The sequence below is a fragment of the Lysobacter sp. GQ73 genome (assembly GCF_059758755.1).
On the sequence record NZ_JCAXEE010000004.1, the window covers coordinates 207,123 to 225,736 of the forward strand.

General features: G+C 59.7%; 15 protein-coding genes, 1 tRNA gene and 1 pseudogene. 13 read left to right on the plus strand and 4 right to left on the minus strand.

Going from position 1 to position 18,614, the window contains the following annotated elements; translation table 11 throughout:
* Positions 1-213 precede the first annotated feature (213 nt).
* From AC6CH2_RS13505 to AC6CH2_RS13540, 8 genes and pseudogenes are all read left to right on the plus strand, one after another.
* A tRNA-Gly gene (locus AC6CH2_RS13505) sits at positions 214-287 on the plus strand.
* A 103-nt stretch (positions 288-390) separates the two neighbouring features.
* Positions 391-570, plus strand: a pseudogene (locus AC6CH2_RS13510) (DUF6538 domain-containing protein); the annotation flags it as partial.
* Positions 571-613: 43 nt separating this feature from the next.
* Entirely contained in the window at positions 614-1,951 is a 1,338-nt protein-coding gene (locus AC6CH2_RS13515; RefSeq protein ID WP_498269677.1) for a site-specific integrase, read from the plus strand.
* Positions 1,952-1,975: 24 nt separating this feature from the next.
* Positions 1,976-2,215, plus strand: coding sequence for a hypothetical protein (locus AC6CH2_RS13520; RefSeq protein WP_498269678.1), 240 nt, complete (start codon positions 1,976-1,978; stop codon positions 2,213-2,215).
* 356 nt (positions 2,216-2,571) lie between these two features.
* Positions 2,572-3,822: an abortive infection family protein gene (locus AC6CH2_RS13525; protein ID WP_498269679.1), complete on the plus strand. Its 1,251-nt coding sequence runs from the start codon at positions 2,572-2,574 to the stop codon at positions 3,820-3,822.
* Between the two features lie 264 nt (positions 3,823-4,086).
* A complete protein-coding gene (locus tag AC6CH2_RS13530) occupies positions 4,087-4,833 on the plus strand; it encodes a hypothetical protein (RefSeq protein ID WP_498269680.1) in 747 nt (248 codons plus the stop codon).
* A 37-nt stretch (positions 4,834-4,870) separates the two neighbouring features.
* A complete protein-coding gene (locus AC6CH2_RS13535; protein ID WP_036106854.1) occupies positions 4,871-5,842 on the plus strand; it encodes a toll/interleukin-1 receptor domain-containing protein in 972 nt (323 codons plus the stop codon).
* 117 nt (positions 5,843-5,959) lie between these two features.
* Positions 5,960-6,463, plus strand: a complete 504-nt coding sequence (locus AC6CH2_RS13540) for a hypothetical protein (protein WP_036106857.1) — start codon at positions 5,960-5,962, stop codon at positions 6,461-6,463.
* 573 nt (positions 6,464-7,036) lie between these two features.
* Here AC6CH2_RS13540 and AC6CH2_RS13545 read toward each other — a convergent pair.
* Positions 7,037-10,840 carry a hypothetical protein gene (locus tag AC6CH2_RS13545; protein ID WP_498269681.1) on the minus strand — a complete coding sequence of 1,268 codons (3,804 nt, stop codon included), beginning with the start codon at positions 10,838-10,840 and terminating at the stop codon, positions 7,037-7,039.
* Between the two features lie 152 nt (positions 10,841-10,992).
* Between AC6CH2_RS13545 and AC6CH2_RS13550 the strand changes: the two genes are divergently transcribed.
* Complete coding sequence (locus tag AC6CH2_RS13550; protein ID WP_498269682.1) at positions 10,993-11,295, plus strand: hypothetical protein; 303 nt, start codon at positions 10,993-10,995, stop codon at positions 11,293-11,295.
* A gap of 246 nt (positions 11,296-11,541) precedes the next feature.
* Here the strand turns inward: AC6CH2_RS13550 and AC6CH2_RS13555 are convergent, their stop codons facing one another.
* The gene (locus tag AC6CH2_RS13555) at positions 11,542-12,033 is read right to left on the minus strand and encodes a hypothetical protein (protein WP_498269683.1); all 492 of its coding nucleotides are present in this window, start codon (positions 12,031-12,033) and stop codon (positions 11,542-11,544) included.
* Positions 12,034-12,161: 128 nt separating this feature from the next.
* The gene (locus AC6CH2_RS13560; protein ID WP_235592203.1) at positions 12,162-12,524 is read right to left on the minus strand and encodes a helix-turn-helix domain-containing protein; all 363 of its coding nucleotides are present in this window, start codon (positions 12,522-12,524) and stop codon (positions 12,162-12,164) included.
* Positions 12,525-12,602: 78 nt separating this feature from the next.
* Here AC6CH2_RS13560 and AC6CH2_RS13565 point away from each other — a divergent pair, with 78 nt between their 5' ends.
* Positions 12,603-13,115 (plus strand): hypothetical protein, encoded by a 513-nt coding sequence (locus tag AC6CH2_RS13565; RefSeq protein WP_498269684.1) that lies wholly within the window; start codon positions 12,603-12,605, stop codon positions 13,113-13,115.
* Positions 13,116-13,275: 160 nt separating this feature from the next.
* Positions 13,276-13,794 carry a hypothetical protein gene (locus AC6CH2_RS13570; protein WP_498269685.1) on the plus strand — a complete coding sequence of 173 codons (519 nt, stop codon included), beginning with the start codon at positions 13,276-13,278 and terminating at the stop codon, positions 13,792-13,794.
* A gap of 9 nt (positions 13,795-13,803) precedes the next feature.
* Here the strand turns inward: AC6CH2_RS13570 and AC6CH2_RS13575 are convergent, their stop codons facing one another.
* Positions 13,804-14,133 carry a conjugal transfer protein TraD gene (locus tag AC6CH2_RS13575; protein WP_051547351.1) on the minus strand — a complete coding sequence of 110 codons (330 nt, stop codon included), beginning with the start codon at positions 14,131-14,133 and terminating at the stop codon, positions 13,804-13,806.
* Between the two features lie 288 nt (positions 14,134-14,421).
* Here AC6CH2_RS13575 and AC6CH2_RS13580 point away from each other — a divergent pair, with 288 nt between their 5' ends.
* Together AC6CH2_RS13580 and chrA are read left to right on the plus strand one after the other, a co-directional pair.
* Positions 14,422-16,044 (plus strand): MobA/MobL family protein, encoded by a 1,623-nt coding sequence (locus AC6CH2_RS13580; RefSeq protein WP_498269686.1) that lies wholly within the window; start codon positions 14,422-14,424, stop codon positions 16,042-16,044.
* 1,094 nt (positions 16,045-17,138) lie between these two features.
* The gene (gene chrA / locus AC6CH2_RS13585) at positions 17,139-18,536 is read left to right on the plus strand and encodes a chromate efflux transporter (RefSeq protein WP_498269687.1); all 1,398 of its coding nucleotides are present in this window, start codon (positions 17,139-17,141) and stop codon (positions 18,534-18,536) included.
* The last annotated feature ends 78 nt before the right edge of the window (positions 18,537-18,614 follow it).

Here is an 18,614-nt window from a genome sequence, read left to right on the forward strand (position 1 = left end):
TCGCTGCTGTACTGCACTCGTTCGATCGCGTCACTGGAACCGGGCCGAAAGGCCCGGTTTCTTTTTGGGCGGAGACAACGCATCGATTGGGGGCGTTGTCGAGGTGCAGCGACGGGCCCAAGCGCGGGGCGGGCAGGGCGCCGACCCCGCGCCATGGCGCCACCGGCCCCCGGGTTTGCCACCCGCGCGGCAGGCGCTATAAACTGCTCGCAAGCGGGTGTAGTTCAATGGTAGAACTGCAGCTTCCCAAGCTGCTAGCGTGGGTTCGATTCCCATCACCCGCTCCATTCCGATTGGCCGCGATGTCTAAATCGCTGGTTTTCAAGGCTTTTTCGGATAGGCAGTGATTCCTGAAACGACTTCCCCTGGGTATCGTTTTAGGTATCGTTTATGCCAAAGCCAGCGTTGCTGGTGCGTCCTTCGGGGCTCTATGTCCGCTTCCTAGTGCCCGTCGATCTTCGGGCCTGCGTAGGCTCGCGCTTCATTGTCCAATCCCTTGGTGGACGCCGCGGCGACCATGCCCGGCTGGCGGCCGCCTACTGTGCTATGGCACTCTCTGAGGCGTTCGATGCGCTGCGTCGGGGGCCCAGGATGGTCGACTTTCAAGAAGCTTTTGGAAGGAGCCCAGCAGGCTGCGGACGACGGGTCTGTCCGCGACTGGACGGCCACCGGCTTGAAGGTCGGCAAAGTCGACTTCGGCACGGTCACTACAAGCGGGCCGGAAGACACCGCCGATTTCCTGAAGGTGTTCGAGGCTGCGATTCTCGCAGCGGAGGGGCGGGCCACCGCCCCAGTATTCGTCCAGTCATCGGCTCCGGCACCTATTTCGTCCGCGCCCTTGCTGTCCGCAGAGATCGCCAATCACATCGCTGATCTGGAGCGACGCAAGTTATCGCCGGACACCATCACCGAAAGCAAGCACACGCTGCGCCTCTTCTTGGCATTGGCCGGGGATGTTCCAGTCGACAAGATCAAGGCGCCGCACATTCGGTTCTTTTGGAATGGAGTGCGCTGGTGGCCGGCTAATGCCACCGTGAAACCCGCCTACAAAGGCTTGTCTATCCACGAGATCATCGAGCGGGGCAAGGCCGAGGATGTCCCCGCCCCCTCGACGCATACCCTCAACAAGCACCGACAGCGGCTCAGTGTGTTCTTCAATGGGTTGGTCGATACCAACTTGATTGCCAAGTCTCCATTGAAGGGCATGGGGCCCGAGATCGATACCTCGACGGATCTGGACACTGGCCGGCCGTTTACCGATCAAGAGCTTCAGCAAATCTTCGATCCATCCCGCTTTCTGCCGTGGGCTGAGGACCTACCGCATCGCTGGTGGGGGCCCATGCTCGGCTTGTATACCGATGCTCGGGTAAATGAGGTCGCGCAGCTCTACCTTGACGATGTTCGTCAGGTGAAGGGGGTTTGGGGCGTCTTCTTCTGGAAGAACGCTCGGGCGCAGAAGATCAAAACGCAATCGTCCATCCGTTTCGTCCCACTGGCGCAACCCCTCCTCGATGCCGGGTTCCTGGAGTTCGTCGAGGACATGCGTAGGGCTGGCCATCCGCGCCTGTTTCCCCACCTGCCGGCGGGGACCAGCAAATCGGGCAAGCCGAATGGCACAGGTTATGGGCGCCAGCTATCGAGGCAGTTCGCGGCTTACCTCAAGACCTTCGGCATGGAGAAGGGTGTGGCGTTCCACGCTTTCCGGCACACGCTTTCCACGAAGCTCACCGAGGCGGAGGTGGACATCAATGTCATCGCGATGTTGACGGGCCACGCCCGCAAGCAGCAGGTGCCGGTGCTAGAGACCCACTACATCCATATTGCCGAGGTCAAAACCATGCCGGATCGCGTGGAGGCCCTTCGGCGTTTTGAGCCGGCAGTTGTCCTTGCAAGTTATGCACAAGGACAGTTCGATGCGGCACTTGTGGACAAGAAAATACTTCACCCCTGACGTCAGCGAGGTCCCTAAGGCGACATGTTCGACATGCTTAGGCTTTTGACTCCGGATCAACAGATCGCTTTTGCCAGCGGTTTTGCGGCGTCCCTGGTCGCTATCTACAAGTTGATCTTGTCTCTCAACCTTTACCGCAGAGCAAAGCCGAATAAGCGCGCCTTAAAAGATCGGCTTGCCGATGGCTTTGGGATAGTCATCTGGTTGATGATTGCCGCCGCATTCTTTTACGCCCCTTTCAGTTTGCTTGGATCTAGTGAGTGAGCAGATATGTAGCGCCAGCAACCACTACTAATGCACCGATTGCATTAACCCAGGGCTGCATCTTGATCATGATTACTAGGTAACGCGGGAGCGGCTCCTCGCTATCGGAATCGGTTGGCGGTTTATTGAGTTCCATACCCGGAGGCTAAGGCTAACTCCGAGGTTGGCAAGTGGCTGAACTAAAAGGTCGAAAAAAGGCTTCGGTCCTGCGGCCGGACGAGGCGCTTCTATGAACATGAGCTTTCGCCGGCTGACGACGGGGGTGCTAGGGAGCGGGTTCTCAATCGCCGCGACATTAGCCGCTTACCGTCGTCGATCAATACTGCGGGTGACCGAGGAAAAGGCGAGGAGAGGGCATGGACACGACTGAGCTGGAAGCAGTGTTGGGGACCGTCCACGATTTGCTGGTGGCAGAAGGCATGAACGACGCTGCGCACTTTGTAAGAGCCTATCCGGCAAGGACTGAGCAAACCGGCTATGACAACTGGAACGGGGGGACGAACATTTGGGATGTCTACTTCGACGTGCCCCCGGTGGATTACGCCCGTCTGGGCTCCCGTCGAGCGCAAATCGAAGAGCAAATCACGGCCCGGCTCAAGACCGTCGTAGAGCCGGAAACCCAGGACTGGTATTCCGCCAAGATCATGCCCCGACGAACACAAGCTAAGGACTGGCGAGCGGAAAGCTCTAGCTTGCCGCGCGAGGTTCGGGCGAACATTGTCGACGGCCTGCGCCTGGAGAACGTGTCTTGGCGGGGGCAGTTAGACGATGTCGAGTTCCTGAGCCGCCTTTACGACCTGGAGAAGCTGCCGTCGCACGACACCCGCTTTAAGGATGCCGCCGGGGATATTTGGCAGCACTGCATCAACAACGACGATTGGGATGCAGGCTGGATATTCTCTGATAAGCGCTTCGGCCTGATGGATGGCTCGACAGAAGGCTTCTTGCGTTTTCTTTGTGAAACTGTCCACCCGGTGGTGCGCCCCGAGCGCGACGATGCTGCCAAGGTGGTGTCGCACTACAATAACCAGTTGCGACCTGCCGGTTGGGAAATAATCGAGGAAGAACTCATCGGTGGCCGGCCCCGCTTCACCTACCGCCAGCTCGACCATCAGGGCGGCCGTGCGGTGTCGCGTGCCCGCACGGTGGCCGATGCACTGAGCGCGGGTTGGATGGCTAAGGCCATCGAGCGCCTAGAGCGCTCGATCGACACCGATCCGGAGTTGGCCATCGGCACGGCCAAGGATTTAGTTGAATCGTGCTGTAAGACCATCCTGACCGAACGCGGGGTGGCGTTCGCCAGGGGCGTGGACCTCAATGATCTGACCAAACTCCTGGTCAAGGAGATCCAGTTGGTTCCTGAAGGTATTTCCGACGAGGCCAAGGGCGCCGAGAACATCCGCCTCATCCTGCGCAACCTAACCCAGCTCACGAACAACCTGGCCCAGTTGCGCGGGTTGTATGGGTCTGGCCATGGGCGCGATGGGAAGCATCGAGGCCTGCAGCCGCGGCATGCTCGGCTGGCGGTTTCCTCGGCGGTGGCGTTCATCGACTTCGTGGCCGACACCTACCGGCACCGTGAGGCGACCAGGCAGCCTGTGGGCTAGGGCGCTAATGAGGAGCTCCTATCCGAGAGCCACGAATATATATGGCTCAGAAACGCTTGCCTCGCAGCGATTTGTGCCGTCTAGCTTTACGTTGATTTGTGCTGTCTACTCCGTGGTGGAAGCCCGGACTGGGGCCTGGATGCGACTGTATCCGGTGACCGTATGTCGAAATTCGGTGCGGTCTCATTAGATGAGACGGGGATGTATTCGACTGCAGACGACGGAGTTGAGGCCGACATCGACCTAACGTCTACTTAGGATCCTATGAATAACCAGAAATCCGGTGCCAAAAGCGACGAAACAGAACAGCCTTTGCGCACCCTCACTAGTTTGAGCTCAATATTAGCCACGTTGCTGGCGATTGCCACGCTGGTGGGATTCTGTCTCCACCTCATCGGACATGTCGCTCACGCGACCTATTTGGAGGCGCTCGGGCTCGACTCGGATCTGTTTTCGCAAGCGTCAGAATGGAAGATACTTCTTGGCTACCAGGCGATCATCTTGCTGGGAACGGATTTGCTTGCCGCGCTGCCATGGGAAGGCGCGGTAATCATCTTCCTGAGTGTCACAGTAGCCATCTGGCTGTCGCGGGTCCCGGTTAAACGTGAAGCGCCCCTCCGCGCTTGGTTGAAGCGGCGTCGCAGGTGGATACAAGAGCTCATCATGTCGAGTATTGCATCGGGGTTGGCATTGGCATTCGTCGGCGCCATCGGCGTGGCCATGCTCGTGCTTGGCATACTGCCGGTCGGGATAGGGGTGTCCGCGGGGAAGGGCATGGCCAACAAGGCGCGAGCACGCATCGCTTCTAAGACGCTGGAGCGTCGCTCCGAGTTATGGCGCGGAGACAAGCGGGAAGCTCGGGGCTACATCGTCTCGGCCAACGACACTCTGATCGCAATCTATGACATCGATACCAGCGTGCTGAGAACTATCTCTAAAGAAGGCATCGAGATCCGAACAGGGCTGTTGTTGCCCGAGACCACTGGAACCCAGACGTCACCGGCCCCATGATCAAGGTTCGCCGACGGCAATCGCAAGGAGAGAGATCTTGCCCAGCGTCTTTTTTTCTTACTCGCACGCCGACGAAGCGCTGCGGGACCAGCTCGAAAAGCAGCTCTCCATGCTCAAACACCAGGGGGTGATCGAAACTTGGCACGATCGTCGGATCGGGGCTGGCGAAAATATCGATGAAGCTATCGATGAGCGAATCAACGGTGACGAGATCATTCTGCTCCTCGTGAGCCCGGACTTCATCGCCTCCCACTACTGCTACAACATCGAAATGAAACGGGCCATGGAACGACATGCAACCGGCGCAGCTATCGTCATTCCAGTAATCCTAAGGCCCTGCGACTGGCACCCCGCGCCGTTTGGAAAACTCAACGCCACGCCTCTGGACGGAAAACCGGTGACCCAATGGCCGAACACCGACGAAGCCTTTCTGCATGTTGCGAAGGCGGTTCGCGGTGCGGCGGCGCGCTTGGAGCAAGCTAAGGCGCCGGCGGACGTGCCGGCACCCAAGCTCGCCGCAGCGCTGCAGGTCGGTGCGGCTCCAACGACATCGGCGTCAGCCGCTGTCGTGCGGTCAAGCAACTTGCGCTTGGCGAAGTCGTTTACGCAGTTAGACAAAGACCGCTTCCAGGCCGATACGTTCGAGTTTATCGCACGTTACTTCGAGAACTCGTTGACGGAGCTGGCCGCTCGAAACCCAGGTTACGACATTGATTTTCGGCGCATCGACGCTAGTCGTTTCTTTGCCTCGATCTACAAAGATGGAAAGGACGTCGCCCGCGCCACCGTGTATACAGGCGGTTTTCTTGGCGGCATTGCTTACGTCCATGGGCACGCCCACCAGAGCAACAGCATGAACGAGAGCCTGACCGTTCAGGCAGACGATCAAACGCTTTACCTCAGGAACATGGGAATGGTGAGCTTCTCGCAAGACCGTGATCGGAAGTTGTCCCAGGAGGGGGCGGCAGAACTCTATTGGGGAATGCTGATTGAATCCCTGCAACGCTAGGAGGTGCCATGTTGTCCATGGTCTATCAACTGGCGGCGGCATTTCCCATGCCACTTTGCTCTTGTCGGGCATGCGGGCTGCAGATGGTTCGTGCAACTCAAAAAACTTAGGACATTTATGAGCATCCCAGCAGAAGTGTTCGGCGAGGAGTTTCCATCAGAGATGTTGCCTGGTCAGTTGTTTAAGCTCAGGGACTCCTGGGCACTACGTGTGGTATTCGGCAACCAAACCGAGACCAAAGGCTTCATCATGCTTGAGGGAGATTACGCGGGTCGGCTAATAAAGATTGGCAGCGGCATGCCACGGTGCTTGATGATCGCTTCTTCGTTTACCTGGTTTCCAGCGGTGGAGGACGGCGCCACTCCCCAGCGCGATGCCAACCAAACCGCCACGCTGACGGTCGGGCCTGCTGGGCCAGTAATCATTGGTGGTGATGTGGACGGAGGCGGCTTCGATACCGACTACATCGCATTCGATCTTGATGGTCGACAGAATGCGAGTTTTGACGCCCACCGCTCGGTGGTGCGTTTCGCGAAATGGTCTGTTGAACTGCAGCACCCGTCCCGTCCATACGAGAGCTTGGGCAGGTTGCTATTAGTCGATCGCAGTCAAAGCCCTTAGGCATGAGAGCAACTGCATGGCTGACTGGCCATTCGTCTTCTGCCATATGCCGAATTCGATGTTCTAGCCAGTGCCCTGTTGTTGAGGTCAGGTTGTCATTGCGCTTTCTGCGTGCCCTGTTTTTCATCCTTGGCCGGGGTCGCCAATATCCACTCACGCACCTTCTCTGCTACAGAAACGAAGTCAGGATGGCGAGCACTTAGGTCTGCGTATCCAGCGGCTCAATGTGCTCTGCCTGCCAACCGGGGTCGGCCTTTCCTGCAGACAGTTCGAGGCAATGCTCAAGGTCCTTTTTCCAACGCACTTCAAGGTCTTGGCCGCTAGAATGTTAAAAAGTAAAAAATCGCAGGGGCGACAGAGACCTGTCGTTATTGACATGACTGTAATGTGATGCCTGTCGCGGAACAGGGGCGGTTCACTGTTCTTGATATGGATGTCCAAGCGCCGCGGCGGGATGCGACGAGCCTGCAAGGGTGGGCGCTCCTCTCAGATGCCTGGACGAGTGCGTAAGACCGCTCCCCAGCAAATAATGCGGAGGTCGTCGTTTCCTTAGATGGCGCAAATCGGCTCGCGCTACTCGAAACCTTCGTCCCGCTCTCGGCCGGTGTGCCCGAGCATTTTGTTCCACCAGTCGATGCGTTTTCGCAAGCCTTCAATGGCCTGCTTATTCAGCGCCTCCTCCGGCGAACCCCCAGGCACAGGAAGTCTCTCTAGTAGACGAATGCCTGCGGTGAGGTTCGGGATTTCTTCCTGTGAGCTGTCGCCGTGCATACAGCGTTCCTCTATCCCTTCAATGAAGGCCGGCTTGTTAGGCGCCAATGAATAGAGGCGCGCCGCAGTTGAAATGGTGCCGTCTGCAGGCTCATCGAGTGGGCAGATTTGGACGCAGAACGCCATACGCTCGTGCGGCTTCTCGGCGCACCAATCGACGAGCATATCGGCCTCCATCACAGGGCGAGGTTGCCCCACCTCATCGCTGACCCATGCTTTCAGCACCATGTCACTGATGAGGTGAAGGTCCACGGTGCTCTGCTCCGACAGATAGCCCAAAGCTTTTTGTGGGTGTCGTCGGAGGATAGGTGACAAATAGTTCCCCTTGTTCTCTGGGACATACTGCGAGCTGTCCTCGCGATAGCTCACGACCCGCTGCAGCAATGGGCGCACATCTTCGAAGTCCTGCGAATGCTTCGTTCCAAAGGCGATGATCTGCGAGATCTCATGATCTTGCCCGTCCTCTAAGTCACCGGTCGCCGGCCAGTCAATCCGAGCCATAAAGTTTCGACAAAACTCCGCCAGTTCCGCCTGCTCCGAGGCCTCGCGTTCGTTTGCACTAAACACAACCATGGACAAGACATCTATGGCGACATGGACGCCTTCTGGACCGAGGCGAGCAAGCGCATTAAGGATGCGAGTAACGTCGGCGATGGAAATGGACTTGAGAGCGCCGCCATGTCCAAGTGACGTATAGCTCGCTATTGGGGCGAGTCCGACCTCGATCGAGGTCAGAATGCGCGCGGCGCCATGCGCATCCAAAGGTACGCTCAGTTGCAAATAGGTAAACCATGTGCCGAGAACAGGGTCGTTGAGCGATTCATCAAGAAGCAGGGTGGCCAGCGCCGGATCGCGGTCGTTCCAGCCGGAGAACAGGCCGCTGACAAAGGCCGGGCTCAGTGATCGTAGATCGCTAACTGACAGCATCTGGGACCGGACCTGCGCTACCAGGGTCTGCGCATCCGCGGTGGCAGAGGCGACGCCTCGGCCAATGGATAAGGCTTGAATGTAGACGTCACCGTGGATCAAGCGGGGCAGCAACTCCTGCAACAGCGTTGGCTCGGCCGCAAGCTGGTGGCCGAGCGCCTCGGCTTGTTTTGCGGCGCGTTGATAGGGGTCCGCATCTTCTTCGACATCCTTCGCGTAGTCGAACGGATCGCGCATTGCTATTGCGGCAAGCACTTGGTCACGCAAGCCCTTGGGCGACACAAGCTGCTCGAACTCACGAGCGCGATCGCGTAGCTGGACGTCCAGGTCTTTCTGCTTCAGAAATAGCCTAGCCGTCTTCAGACTCGCAAGCCAGCCGTCGATCTTCAGAAGGCGAGGTGCCAGTTGCTCCAAATGCCGCATTAACAGCGGGTCACGGATAAAGCCCGGCATCGTTCCGCCCAACGCTGTTCGTATGGCGCGGCCAGCCTCATCGTCCTGGATCGCAAGAGGCTCGGCAAGCACTAGAAACTCCTCAAACCAACCACGATGCTCCGCCGCATCTCTCGGTCGCCACCCTTGTGTTCGCGTGCGTGCTCCAAACTGGAACGATCCATGATTGCGGAAGTTCCGCACTTTGAGCGCTTCAACAAGTAGCGTTGTGCCGATCTCGCGTTCCGAGGGGTCGCGAGAGGCCAGTAGCCGTGATACATGCGCAGCGCGCTGAGGGGCGAGCGCTAGGGTGCCGGACCCGTAGGCTTGGAACAGCGCTTTTAGATGCTCCAGGCCTCGCTTGCCGCTGTTTCGGTTGACTGGCTGCATGGGGGCCAACTTCAGCAATACTTCAACACATCGGTCGAAATAGGGAGCCTCATAAGCGATGGAATGCGTAATCTGCGCCAGCTTGTCGATCTCATACTCATTGCGAAGGCCTAAATGCGAACGCTCAGAAAAGCGTTCTATCGCGGCCAGCGTTGCTGCCAGGTCGACGCCGGCGACGCGCTGAAAGATCTGGAAGTCTTGATGCGAGAGGGTCCCGATGTTCCCAAGATCCCCAGTTGGCGCCAGCCATTTAGCGACGATCGCCCGGGCGTCAGGCGACGAATGCAGATAACTCAGGCGATTGGCAAACGATGCCCGCACGCGGGCCGGTGCGCTGCGAAACAGACGCTCCTGTAGATCCTCCGCACTTAGCTCTTCGAGGGCCTCGGCGGCTAAGCGATTGGACACGGCATGTGGCAGGAGGGCACGCATCTTTCCGCGCTCTTGGAGCAAACCGCGCCTGCGGATTTCGACCATGTAGGCCAGGAAGTCCGCAGCCGAAACGCGGGCAAATGTCGACAAGAGGGTCATCTCTGAGCCGGCCGAGAGATCTTCGCCGTTGAAAGAGTAAATGAGGCTTGCTGCTTTGGCGCACCGCAGCAGTTCGTCTCCAGCTCCACGCTTTTGTTCAAATAGCCGTCTAAAAAGATCGTCGCTGCGCAATGATGCGAGATCTCCAGTCTGTTGAGAGGTGGAGGCCAGCGCGAACGAGAGCCTGGCGTTGCCTTGGCTCGCCGCAATAACTGTCGTGAGATCCGGGCCGGACAGATTTGGGTAGTGCGAGTGCAAGACGGACCACAGGGCCTCATCTGAGGAGCCTTCCAGCCGATAGCAGCGGGTATCGTCTGGAATGTCGTCGCGAATGTCGTATTCGATAGTCAAAAGGCCAAGCGTATTTGCGTTCCGCCCCTTCTTCGCAACAAGCGCGCTGTGGGTCTCCTGCCCGCAGTTGTCGACGATCAATACAGCAGGTTCGTGCGTCGACCGAAGGATCTCCGTCATGGCCTCGGGTGAAGGATCTGGCCGATCGGAAATGTCGGTATAGATAGCTCGCTCTGGCGATAGGGCTGGAGTGTTCGTCTCGATACGAGGATCGAACAGCGCCTGCGCCAAGCGGGTCTTACCCACGCCGGACAATCCGACCAGTCGCACTGACCGCCCGGCGTGCAGGTCGGCGCGAATGGCATCGATACCTTGCACATCGGTCATCGCCTCGGTTGCGCCGGGAGCGAACACCCGAGGTGTGTCACTCAGAACGAATGCTGCCTGGACGTCGTCCTCATGGTAGGCCCAGGGTCCATAGCCTTTCCAGCCAACCAGCGGATCGCCAATCGCTTGACGAAGCCAAATGGCGAGCGGGGGGAACTGCTCGACCCAGTCTGCGACTTCTCTGGCCCCAAGAAAGTCAACATGGATCTGTCCAGCGAACCCATGGTCGCTTAGCACTTGCTCCATGGCCGCCACGCGCTTGCGCTTTCCGGGGGCAGCGGGATCGTCGCGAGTCGAGGCGATTAGGTAGGTGCCGCGTTGGGGCGCAAGCGCCGCGATGGTCGGGCGTAGGACGCCCTTGGGAGCCATCTCAGGTCCAATCTTGGCGGGACCAAACGTTTCGGCCTTTACCTGGATGATCCCGGCACTGCGCCGTAGTGGGCCATCCATATCGACCGCGGGCGAGTGCTCGATCAGCACATCTATACCGCCATCCGCTGCGCGCTGGTCGCCACCCCACTGCACGCTGGAACTGTCCAGACCTGCGCGTTGGAGATGGGCGCGGGAGAGCCGGGCGATCAGCTCGCGTGCTTGGCCATCATTGAGCCGGCGGATCTGGTCGACCGTGATATGGAAGATTGGATGCATATCCGTAGTGTCTCAGGGCATCAAGGGGCGCGGCCAGCTGTTGGACAGTCTTAAAACGGCTAACCGCCCCGTGGGCACGCCAAGCGCTTGCTCCGTATCTTGACGCCAGACGATCTGAGGCTAGGTTGAGGGCCCCGACACCCAGTCCACCTATGCTCTACCCAGGCGATTTCGCGTTGTTTGTGATTGAGGCCAACCGCTGGCCTGAAGAGCAGCGGGTGATGGCTCGTGTAGCACTCAACTTTCTTTTCGATCCCGAACAGTATCCCGTCGACCTATCAGAGGTGCTGGCCTTGCATAGCGAGAACCGCATCATGGTGGGCGCATTCTTCAGCAACTGCGGGTCCTTCCCCATCGAGTATGGCAGTTGGCACAAAGAAGAGGGGCTCTGCCATGCGTTGATGGAACTGGTGAGTGCATTCCCGACTGAGCCGCAACAACAAGGGGCGGATTGATCGATGCATTCGTCTCTGCCCCTATCGAGTTTCGTTCGCTATTTTAGGATGGCGAACCGAAACAAGTCGCTGATGGCGCGCATTGCCTTAAATGCACTGGGATACGCTCAGAAGTTTCCCGTGGATGTCTCTGAACTACGCTTCCTGTCGGAAGAGAACAGGCCCGTGGTCCTTTCGTTTTTGGCCTACGCGGCAAGGAGCAAGTCGCTGCCTGCGGATGCGTTGGTCTTGGAGTATTTCAGGCCTTCAGCGGACACCAAGGTCGCTTGGCGGAACACCAAGCCGATCGCTTCCCGCTTGCGCGACAGGGTGGAGTAGTGCGTCTAGGATCCTGTCGATGTCTTCGCTGGTATCCATCTCGCCAGCGCAGAAGCGTTCATAAATCTCGGCGAGCTGGTCGCGCGTCAATGAGCCTGCACGCTCTTTGATCCGTCGCACTACTCGTTCCCAACGAGCCCAGTGCTGAACGATTGCGTGTCTTGAAAGGGCAAGCTTTAACGCTGCTGCGGTATCCGTCTTGTCCGTAATGCCCTGCGCGAGCGAATCTGCATCCGCGTGCTTTTTCTGATCAATCAAATGGCTTGCATCTCCCCCGATCAACAGATCAATCACCATCGCCACGATTATCTGATGTGGAATACCTAAGCTCAGCCAGATTCCTATAAGGGCTGCCATGCTGTGAGAGACCGGCATCGGGATAGCGCCAAGAATGCGCAAAATAGCCTGGGGTGTGCTCATGGAGGAGTCCTTTCTCTTTGTGGTCAAACGTTCAGAGCGACAGGTCCAACTGACATCAACGAGACAGAGCCGTCTCCCGGGTGCTGCTCAGGACGGACAGGCCAATAGTGCTCGCCGGCTTTCCAAACTCAACTCGCTTCCATGCTCTCGCGCAGAGCCTTGAGCGCTTCTTTCCTGGTCTTTATTGGCATTCGAGCGAGCAAGTCGATCGCTTCCGCCAAGATATCGTCGGACGCATAGAAGAACGGCACGGGCTTGCCCAGCACTTTCCCTAACAACTCCAGCGAGCGCACGTCCGGCGTGTGCTTGCCCGCCTCGTATTGGTTAACCCTGGGCGACGCGACGGTGGGGTCGAACCCAGCGGCGATGCCAAGGCCACGCTGAGACATGCCCACGGCTTCGCGCGCCTGCTTCAGGCGCAGGGCGACAACACCAAGTGAGCTGGGGGCCGGACCTCGGGGCAAGCCAGGGATCTCATGCGTGAACGACACCTAAGAGGGTCTTAGAAGGCGCTGGACTTGTCTTCTAAGACTTCATTAGAGTCTGCCAATCCGCTCCGGAGCCCCAGCATGAGCCTGCCCATCCTTTCCCACCTGTCCCGCGCCTTGGCGCTCGTAATCGTCTTGGCGGGCTTTTTGGGTGCGCCGCCGTCGAAAGCCGCTGAGACGGCCAGCCTGTCGTGCCGGGTCCACGGCGATCAAATCAAGGGCACCGCTAGGGCTCCAGTCGTCGCTGAGTTCATTTGGAGCGCAGCGCACGGCACGGAGGAGGCTGCGGGCCCGATCAAGACCAGCATCGGCCACATCTACCAAGGTGCGGGCACGGGGCCAGCCACGGTCCTGACGCTCGATGGCAAGGCGCTCCGGCTGCCGGCGCCTCTCGCAGGCTCGATCCGCTTTGGTCGCTCGATCGACTACGGCGGCAAGGTCGCGTTGGCCTACCTCGTTGAGCGGGAGGAGGACTCCTCAGCGAGTCCCAGCCAGGTCGTGCTGGTCCTGGGACAGCGGGGCGCCGTGCTTGAGACAGAGCTGTTACCCGGAACGGCGCCATCTCCGGGCGATCACTGCGTGCTCATCCAATAGGGGAGGTGGTCACGAAGACGATGACGGCAACGAACCTCGCGCTCAGGCCAGCCGCGTGTTTGGCCGGAGCCAGGAAGCGGACGCACCTATTTGAATAAGCCGCTGTATGCGGCTAGGAAACTGCAGTCAACCGCTACCCACCTCTCTAAGGAAGGACACAATGTTCGCACTATTAAAAATCGCCAGGCTGGCGATAACGGCCCTCTGCGCCCTGATTTTGTTCATCAGCTTTCGCGGCGACGATATCGTCGGGTTGATTTTGACTGTCGTGCCCGTGGCGATCGTTCTGGCCGTGCTGTGGCTCGTGCCACTTCTCTTTAGCCACCGCCGACCGGCCGCGCCGGTCAAGTATCGAGACGGCTTTATCCCCTCGATCGCGCACGACAACATTGCGCTGGACGCAGAACAGGGGGTGCTGTGGATACGAGATCCTACGCGCGGCGAACGCTACCTCTTGCGCTCGGATATCTTGGCCGCGAAGACCGACCACGATTGGCGGAATGGCACTTTTAGGCAGCGCATTGAGCTCCAAATCGCGGATATCGCGAACCCTCAATGCTGCGTGCTATTCGAGCGCCATTCGGACCGGTGGATCAAGACCAGCAAGATCAATGGCCAGGAGAGAGATGAGTGGTTCGCCCGGCTCAAGGCCTGGACCGGGCTGGCCACTCTGAAGTAAGAGACCGTATCAGTTGGGACGGGCGTCGCTTCGAGCCGCCGCCTGTTGAGCCAAATGAACGGCACCGCGCTGGCGATGGTGCTCCCGCTCAGCCGTTGCCACGACTTTCTCGCGATACGAGAGTAGGGCGCCGACCAGTTCGGCGCCCGTCATTTCTCCCGCGCCAGCGTCCATTGCCCATCCGCCTAGTTGGATCTTCCGGTGAAGCTCCGCTCGCCGGTTCGCTTGTCGTGTCTTCACTGCCTCCCGTTGCTCAGAAAGCATCTCCTTCGCCCGCAGTTGGGCTAGCCGCTGAGTGGATCGGTCGATCTGTGCGCGAAGTCGTTCGGTCGTTCCCATGCTTGCTCCTGAATGGTGGGTATACGCCAACATCCAAGCAAAACTTTCCGACGCGTCAACCGCAGCTCCGGAAAATGCCACGACCCATTCAGCGACGCTGAAAAACCAGAGCAAGAGCGCACCTAGGCATTCTTCGAATGCGTGCGCCAGGGCTCCGCCCCGAACCCCCGTCGCTGCGCGACGGCACCCGATGCTAGACCCTCTAGGGTCGTCGCTGAGAGGCTGGAATCGCCTTGCGAAGCGGGACTTTCCAGACATAAAGGAATCGTCCCCACTTCGGAGAGATTAATGGCGATTTATCACGCAGACATCAAAACCTTCAGTCGAGCCAAAGGCCACAGTGCAGTAGCCGCGGCGGCGTATCGCGCCGGCCTTCATCTTGTGGATGCAAAGGGTGAGCACCACAACTACAAGCGGCGCGGCGGTGTGGAAAATACGGTTTGCTTTGCTCCCAAGGGATCTCCGGAATGGGCGATCAAGCCCGAAGAGCTTTGGGTTAGAGCGAGTGCCGCCGAAAAACGCTGTGATGCGATGCTCTGTCGGGAGTTTGAAGCAGCACTCCCTCATCAGCTCGACGCTGTCCAGCGCTCAGCCTTGGTCGGAGACATCTGCGGCCAGTTGATTGATCGATACAATTTTGCTGTTCAAGCCAGCATCCACAGCCCGCGCACGCAGGGAGGCTTGAACTGGCATGTCCACATCCTGGCGACCACCCGCCGGATGACCCGTGAGGGGCTGGGTGAGAAGACCCGAGAGCTCGATGGCGGGCCCTCGGGGCGGGCAGAGGTGAACTGGGTGCGGGAAATGCTCGCCAACCGGATCAATGCGCACTTGGCACAAGCAGGGATTAGCGCACGGGTCGACCATCGCACGCTCGAAGCGCAGTCCCAATCCGCTGAGGAACGAGGTGATTTTGCAGCAGCAATGCTCCTGGCCCGCGAGCCTACCAAACATCTGGGCAAGTCTGCGGCCGCCCTTGATCGTGGAGGCTTGGCTTCAGCGCTAGGCGCCGAAAACGAAATGATCCGGGTGGAGAACAACGGCGATCTTCAGGCACGGCTGGAGGCTATACAGAAGGAGGGGCGCCTGATGTCCACACCTGACGGTCATACCCAAGAAGCCGCCCGTCGTGAACGCCAGGAAGCCAAACAATCCGCGCGTCTAGATCTCTCCTCGGAACAGCTTGTGGCTGCCGGTCTTGCCCGGCCACGCGTTCGTCGCACGCGATCGGCACCGGTGGTGATAGGTTCTCAGCGTGTCAGTCTTCAGCGGGTGGGGAAGGGGAAGAGCGCTCGTGAGAGCGAGATCGAGTTGCTCTTGTTCGAGGCAATGCGCCGTTGGCTGGAAGGGATTGACGAGACCGTGCGAAAAAGCAACTGGGCGATCGAGCTATTTTTGGTGCAGCGGGAGGAGCTGATACGCCAGCACGGCCATCGCGTGGCTCTACATCGAGACTGCCGGGAACTTGTTCGCGCTATACGCCAGTTCAGCCGTGACCAATCGCAGTGGCCCAGGAGCCTGGAAGCCGCGGACAGGGCTCAAATGGAGCTGGATCAGGCCAGGCTGGAGTTGGGCCAGTTAGACCCAAAGATCGCTCGCGCAGCGCTCTGGACCAAGCGTGAGTGGGCCCAGCGTCGGCGAGCGCAGGAACAGCGGGTTGCCGAGCGTCAGCGAGCGCGAGATGAGGCCCGGGATGCGACAGGACCTGAGGCTCAGGTGCGCTATACCCGGGAAGTCGATCGGAGCTTGGTCGAGTTAAAGCGGATTGCCGATCGTATGAGCAAGTCGTATTCGATCAAGGAGGTCGAGCCGATCACGCCTGAGGTTTCAAAGGCAGAGGAGGCGCTTGATGACCAGAGACATGCGAAGGGGCATCAAGCACCCCGCAGGTTGCGATCGACGCTTCACTAGGTCCCAGTAAGGACAATGGGCGCGCCTTTGGGGCGCGCCCTATTCGGAAGTCGGAAATCATTCAGTGCAGCGTAGGTAGGTGGGAAGCGCGTCTCGGCTTGACCAGTTTTTCTCCCCGTCCGATGGGCACGGGACGCGGAGTGTCTGGCCGTGCCTTCTTGTCTTGTTGCCTAGGAAAAATCGGAGCTTGGTTTGGCTCTGGTGGCTTTTGTTCCGATTTCTCGATCAGCCGGTCGGCGAGTTGGAGACTGTGGTCGATCTCTTCTTCTCGATGGGCCAAGGATCGACCCTGGTCGCGCGCGATCAAACTACCTAGTAGATGGGTCGCTATCATCAAACGCATTCTTCTAATTGTCGTCTCCTGCTGGTTGCGGTCTATTGATAGAAGCAGAAAGACCGACATCGGCAAGGGCCGCGAACTGAGATGGATTGCGTAGAACGCGAACAAAGTGGCGGAGCGCCGTCTGCCAGTTCGATGACGCGTGAGCACATGCCCGTCCGGTCATTCGATCGCATCCTTGCCTCGCCGGGGATAGCGGAGACCTTTGACGAGATGGATTGGCAGCACGCGGGGGGGGCAAGGTGCGCTGCATCACTCGGCTTGCTATGCCTGAGCCGAGAATGAGGGTCGGTTGGCACCGGCGCTCCGAGCCTGCAGGCACTTCACTGCCTCTGGAGGTTTGCGTCGAGGTTGAGGTAGGCTATGGGTATAGTTTCAGGTATCGGTTTTCCAGCCATGCCAATCGTTAAGTAACTGATTAGCATCTGGAAATTAGTGAAGGGTTCGATTCCCATCACCCGCTCCATTCCCATCGCAGCGATCGCTGCCGATATCGCCGCAGGCCGAGGCCGCGGTCCATTCCCGCCTAACCGGCCGATGAGCCTCTGCACGCGCGTCGGGCGCCACGCAGGCTGTCTTGAGGCCGGGCATATCCCAGCGGCCATCGCCAAGCATCTGGCGGATACTGGCGCAGCCATCGAAGATCCTGCCGATCGGCGAACGGACCGAGTGCGATGCAGCGGCGAAGGCGACGGAGGCTCGCCGACGCTATCGTCTCCGACAGCGACACGCCGACTCCAGCCTTGGGTGCCATGTGAACGAGCCAGATCCCGCGCCGAACGACCCCGCCGAGACGCACGAGCGCATCGGCTTCGGACAGGCGCTGCGCGTGTGGGCCAAGATCGGCGCGCTCGGCTTCGGCGGGCCGGCGGGCCAGATCGCGCTGATGCATCGCGAGCTGGTCGAGAAGCGCAAGTGGATCAGCGAGCCGCGCTTCCTGCACGCCTTGAACTACTGCATGTTATTGCCCGGGCCCGAGGCCCAGCAGCTTGCGGTGTATATCGGCTGGCTGCTGCACCGCAAATGGGGCGGCATCGTCGCCGGGGTGCTGTTTGTTCTGCCGGGCGCTTTGGTCTTGGGCCTGCTCGGCTGGCTGTATGTCGTTCACGGCTCGGCCCCGCTCGTGGCGGCCTTGTTCTTCGGCTTGAAGGCGGCCGTGCTCGCCATCGTGGTCGAGGCGGTGCTGCGGATCGGCAAGCGCGCATTGAAGACCCGCTTCCTGACGAGCGTGGCGGGGCTGTCCTTCGTCGCGATCTACGCACTGCATGTGCCGTTTCCGCTGATCGTGCTGGGGGCGGGCGTGTTGGGCTGGATGGCGTACCGCGTCTCGCCGACCTGGTTGCCGACATCGCAAACGTCCGCGGACGGCGAAGACGAGCGCTACGTGATCGACCGGATGCTCGCGTCCGGGGCGGCGCCGCATACCCGGCCCTCCTGGCGTAAAGGCTTGTGGACCAGCGCGATCGGGCTGGTGCTTTGGCTGCTTCCGGTCGCCCTGGCCGGTTGGTGGCTGGGGCGCGACCACGTCATCGCGCGCGAAGGCGTGTTCTTCAGCCAGGCCGCCGTGGTGACCTTCGGCGGCGCCTACGCCGTGCTGGCCTACGTCGCCCAGCGCGCCGTCGAGGACTTCGGCTGGCTACGCCCGCACGAGATGATCGACGGCCTCGCCTTGGCCGAGACCACGCCGGGGCCGCTGATCATGGTCCTGCAGTTCGTCGGCTTCGTCGCCGCCTACCGCAACCCCGGCGCGCTGGACCCGATGTTGGCGGCAATGTCGGGGGCCGCGCTGACGACCTGGGTCACCTTCGTGCCGAGCTTCTTATTCATCTTCGTAGGCGCGCCCTACGTCGAAAAATTGCGCCGACGCCGCGGCCTGCAGGCGGCCCTCTCGACGATCACCGCAGCCGTGGTCGGCGTGATACTCAACCTCGCCGTCTGGTTCGCACTGCATACGATCTTCCGCGCCACCATCGCATGGCAGTGGGGCCCGCTGACCCTGGACCGGCCGGACTGGACATCGCTCGAACCCGGCGCCGCCGTGCTCGCGCTCGCCGCGCTGATCGCCATGCTGCGCTTCAAGATCGGCATGGGGTGGACGTTGGCGGCAAGCGGGTTGATTGGGGCGTTGTATTACGTGGGGCGGTATGGGTGAGAGGGGGGGGCGTCTGCGTTGAAGGTATACGCTCCACCTTTTGGAACTTGTCTTGATCTACACAGCGGTATTTTTAGA